Below are 1,107 nucleotides of genomic sequence, written 5' to 3'. Positions count from 1 at the left end.
GATGTCCGGCGCTGGGGAGGTCCGACGCCGGCAGCGGCGCCACCGTGACGTAGTCCGCCAGGGCCGCGGCAAAGAGGTTCGAGGTGCGTCCGGCGGCCTGGTGGTGGCCGCGTCTTGCATCGACCAGCAGCACCTTTCTGGTCCCCGGCGGCAGTACTACGGGCTGCTCTGGGTCTGCTCCGGCGCCGGCGTCTGGTCCGGCGTCGTCGTCTGGTCTGGCGGGATGGCTGAAGCTGCAGGCTCCGGCGGCGGCCGCCACCCAGTCCGGAACCGGCACAGTAGGCCGCGCCGCTGCCGCAGCCGAGGCGTCCCCGGCCCAGCGGGCAAAGTCAGCCACCCGGCGCCCGGCGTCCCGAAGCAGACCCACGGGGAGCGTGCCGTCGGCCACGGCTGCCAGCAAGGCATCCCGCACCTCGAGGTAGGCGGCCTCGTCGGGACGGATGCCGTCGCCGTCGTCGTCGTTGTTGTGGGTGGCGGTGCCGCCGCCGTCCCCGGACGTCGCCGGATTGCCGAGGCAGAGCAGGTCCACTCCGGCCAGGAGGGCCAGGACGGCGCCGCGGCCGGATCCGGTGGTGGCGCGGATGGCTGCCATGTCCAGCGCGTCCGTAACCTGCAGGCCTACGAATCCCAGGCCGCGCAGCAGCGAACCGGCCGCAGGATTCAGGGTTGCCGGGGCCAGTCCGAGCCCGGGGACGACGATGTGGGCGGTCATGACGGCCTTGACCCCGGCGGTGATGGCATCGCGGAAGGGCGGCAGGTGCCCGGTCTTGATCTCGTCAAGCGTCTGTCGCAGGGTGGGCAGTTCCAGGTGGGAGTCTGCGCTGGTGTCGCCATGGCCGGGGAAGTGCTTGGCACAGGCCCCGACTCCCGCGGACTGGATCCCGGTGACCATGGCCGCCGTGTGCCTGCCGGCAAGCCCGGGCCGGTCGCCGAAGGACCGCACACCGATCAAGGGGTTCAGGGGATTGGTGTTCACATCGGCCACGGGTGCCAGGACCAGGTTGATTCCCGCATTCCGGCACATTTCCCCGATGGCGCGGCCGGCGGCTTCGGTGACACTGGCGTCGTCGATCCTGCCGAGCACGGCGGCACCGGGAATCGACGAGC

1 protein-coding gene is annotated in these 1,107 nt (G+C 71.9%); it reads right to left on the bottom strand.

Annotated features, from left to right (window positions below):
* Positions 1-1,084, bottom strand: a 1,084-nt coding sequence (locus K789_RS24045; protein ID WP_128081603.1) for a glycoside hydrolase family 3 N-terminal domain-containing protein, incomplete at its 3' end; no start/stop codon positions are given.
* Positions 1,085-1,107: the final 23 nt, after the last annotated feature.

Origin of the sequence: Arthrobacter sp. TB 26 (assembly GCF_000427315.1) — a bacterium.
Lineage (GTDB): Bacteria > Actinomycetota > Actinomycetes > Actinomycetales > Micrococcaceae > Arthrobacter.
The sequence above is the reverse complement of the archived record's forward strand: the minus strand, read 5'-3'. Positions and strand labels throughout refer to the sequence as shown.